At 41.1% G+C, this 3,610-nt stretch carries 3 protein-coding genes and 1 pseudogene; 3 read left to right on the top strand and 1 reads right to left on the bottom strand.

Annotated elements, in window-relative coordinates:
- The 3 genes from uspA to BHE89_RS12235 all read left to right on the top strand — a co-directional run.
- Positions 1-429, top strand: a 429-nt coding sequence (gene uspA / locus BHE89_RS12245; protein ID WP_128860512.1) for a universal stress protein UspA, incomplete at its 5' end; no start/stop codon positions are given.
- A gap of 256 nt (positions 430-685) precedes the next feature.
- Positions 686-2,026: an NADP-specific glutamate dehydrogenase gene (gene gdhA, locus BHE89_RS12240; protein ID WP_069369440.1), complete on the top strand. Its 1,341-nt coding sequence runs from the start codon at positions 686-688 to the stop codon at positions 2,024-2,026.
- Positions 2,027-2,153: 127 nt separating this feature from the next.
- A complete protein-coding gene (locus BHE89_RS12235) occupies positions 2,154-2,903 on the top strand; it encodes an SDR family oxidoreductase (RefSeq protein WP_069369441.1) in 750 nt (249 codons plus the stop codon).
- Between the two features lie 77 nt (positions 2,904-2,980).
- Here BHE89_RS12235 and BHE89_RS12230 read toward each other — a convergent pair.
- Positions 2,981-3,610, bottom strand: a pseudogene (locus BHE89_RS12230) (class I SAM-dependent methyltransferase); the annotation flags it as partial.

Genomic DNA, 3,610 nt, shown 5'->3' with positions numbered 1-3,610 from the left:
GCTTATAAGCATATTCTAGTGGCAGTTGATTTATCCCCCGAGAGTAATGTCTTAGTACAGAAAGCTGTATCTATGGCAAAACCCTATAATGCCAAAGTTTCCTTAATTCACGTTGATGTTAACTACTCTGATCTTTATACCGGTTTAATTGATGTCAACCTCGGTGATATGCAACAACGTATTACTGATGAAACCCGTAACGCGTTAAAAGACCTCTCTGATAATTCAGGTTATGAAATTCAGGAAACCTTGAGTGGTAGTGGTGATTTAGGTCAAGTTCTAGTTGATGCGATTAAGAAATACGATATGGATTTAGTCGTTTGTGGTCATCACCAAGACTTCTGGAGCAAATTGATGTCGTCAGCACGTCAACTCATTAATACAGTGCATGTTGATATGCTTATTGTTCCTCTGAAAGATGATGAATAATTACCGTTTGCTTATTTAGGCAAAAAAAATACCTGCTTATGCAGGTGTTTTTTTGCCTAAAATTCCTATTTTTCCTACTGTTAAATCGAGTCAACCTTTTTTTTTTGTCTAATTGTGAAAAAAATGTCTTGAAGTGTGAATACATTTTAATGATATATTCAAGAAGCAAAACAATATCAACCTCACAAAACCCAAAAATATTCCGAATAAATGAGGTTATACCAACATCACATGACACAAAAAAAGGAATAGCTGAATGAATATATCTGGCTCATTATCTTCGTTTTTAGAAGGGGTAGAAAAATATAACGCTCATCAACCTGAATATCATCAGGCGGTTCGTGAAGTTTTTACCACTTTGTGGCCTTTTTTAGAGAAAAATCCACAATATCGTGAACAATCATTACTTGAGCGCTTAGTTGAGCCTGAACGTATTATTCAGTTTCGCGTTTGTTGGTTAGATGATAAAGGGCAAGTGCAAGTTAACCGTGCATGGCGTATCCAATTTAACTCAGCCATTGGCCCTTACAAAGGGGGTATGCGTTTCCATCCATCAGTTAATCTTTCCATCCTAAAATTTTTAGGTTTTGAGCAAACATTTAAAAATGCATTAACGACATTACCGATGGGAGGAGCTAAAGGCGGCTCTGATTTTAACCCAAAAGGTAAAAGTCATGGGGAAGTAATGCGTTTTTGTCAGGCATTGATGACTGAACTTTATCGCCATCTAGGTGCTAATACGGATGTTCCTGCGGGTGACATTGGTGTAGGTGCACGAGAAGTTGGCTTTATGGCTGGTATGATGAAAAAACTGTCTAATAGCAATGAATGTGTATTTACAGGTAAAGGTCTTTCATTCGGTGGTAGTTTAATCCGTCCAGAAGCCACAGGGTACGGTTTAGTTTATTTTACTAATGCGATGCTTAAACGTCATGGTATGTCTCTTGAGGGAATGCGTGTGGCGGTTTCTGGCGCAGGTAACGTTGCACAGTTCACTATCGAAAAATGCTTAGAGTTAGGTGCTAAAGTAATAACGGCATCAGATTCAGGCGGTACAGTAGTTGATGAGGCTGGATTTACGACGGAAAAACTCGCTCGACTTACCGACATTAAAAATAATTACGGTCGTGTTGAAGAGTACGCAAAAGAATTTGGCTTAACGTACCTTGAAGGACAACAACCTTGGGCTGTTCCTGTCGATATTGCTTTGCCTTGTGCAACACAAAATGAATTAGATCTAGAAGCGGCGAAAGTCCTTATCAAAAACGGTGTAAAAGCGGTTGCTGAAGGTGCAAATATGCCAACAACAATTGCAGCAACAGATGCCTTTATCGAAGCGGGTGTCCTTTTTGCACCAGGTAAAGCCGCTAATGCGGGGGGTGTTGCAACCTCAGGTTTAGAGATGGCACAGAATGCGGCACGTTTAAGCTGGAAAGCCGAAAAAGTGGATGCTCGCTTACATCACATTATGTTAGATATTCACCATGCTTGTGTGAATTATGGTGGTGAGGGTAAGCAGACTAATTACATTCAAGGCGCGAACATTGCAGGCTTTGTTAAAGTCGCTGATGCCATGTTGGCACAAGGCGTTCTGTAATTTTTTAGATTAGTGCGAGTGCATAGCGCTCGCTCTAGCCATTTCAATCATTTTCCGCTCTCCTTAAGCTACATTTTCCTCTGCTATGCTTAAAAGCATGAATACTTATTTTTAAGTTGGAGGTTATATGGCTACGCAAATTGATTTTTCTCTCTCGAATAAAGTTGCTGTTATCACTGGTGGTGCGGCAGGAATTGGTTTATCTATCGCACAGATGTTTATCGAAAAAGGGGCTAAGGTCGCTTTATTGGATAGATCAGAGCAGATTGAGCAAGTGGCGCAACGTTTAAATAGTGCCGTGGGGATCTGGTGTGATGTCTCAAGTGAAGAGTCAGTCAAACAAGCGATACATTCGGTTATTGAGGAGTTTGATCGCATTGATATTCTCGTCAATTGTGCGGGTATTGTTGCTTTAGCCCCTGCCGAATCATTATCTCTTGAGGATTGGAATAAAACTTTATCAGTAAATTTAACGGGTACTTTTTTACTGTGTCAGCAAGTGGGGCAATATATGCTACAACGCGGACAAGGTAAGATAATTAATCTCGCCTCTCAAGCGGGAATTATCGCTTTACCTGAACATGTTGCTTATTGTGCAAGTAAAGCTGCCATTATCAATATGACAAAGGTGATGGCGTTAGAATGGGCACCAAAAGGACTACAAATCAATGCAATCTCCCCAACGATTGTGATGACCGATTTAGGGAAAAAAGCTTGGGAAGGCGAAAAAGGTGAACAGATGAAAGCACAAATACCAGCAAGGCGATTTGCTGAGCCGGAAGAGATTGCTGCCGCTGCTGTATTTTTAGCAAGCTCAGCAGCGGATATGATCAATGGCCATAATCTTGTCATTGATGGTGGATATACTATTCAATAGATTGTGAATAATATAATCAAAAGATTATAGCAAAGAGGGGGAGGTTACCCCCTCTATGGGCTATTTATACGATGTTGTTAAATACAAGGATAGATATCAAAACGGTGATTTTTGGTGGTGACACTTGCATGTGAGGGTTGATGATTTAATGGCTCCGCATAATCAGGACGTTTAACAACCACGCGTTTTTTAGCCAGCGCCATTGCGGGTGCTAATAGCGCATCGGCATCTTCATCTGCACCGACAAGAGACTGGAAAACCCGCATCTCTTTTTTCACTAATGCACTTTTCGCCTTATGCGGATACATTGGATCAAGATAGACAACATCAGGAGGAGGAGTGATCTCGGTAAGTGCTTGGGCAGAAGAGGCATGAATTAATGTCATTCTCTCTTGCATCCATTCACCAATATCTGCATCAAGATAAGCGCGCTTTAGGCCATCTTCCAGTAATGCAGCAACGACGGGATGGCGCTCTACCATTCTGACTTTACAACCAATAGACGCTAAAACAAATGCATCACGCCCCAGTCCAGCTGTTGCATCAACAACATCTGGCAAATAGTCTTTTTTTGATCCCAACAGCTTTTGCTACCGCCTCACCTCGACCCCCCGCCAAATTTACGACGATGTGCCATTGTGCCCTCTACGAAATCTACATAGATGCCACCTAATTTAGGTTCATCTTGTTTGCGTAATTCTAGGTGG

This window comes from Shigella sp. FC1967 (genome assembly GCF_001743005.1).
Lineage (GTDB): Bacteria > Pseudomonadota > Gammaproteobacteria > Enterobacterales > Enterobacteriaceae > Proteus.
The sequence above is the reverse complement of the archived record's forward strand: the minus strand, read 5'-3'. Positions and strand labels throughout refer to the sequence as shown.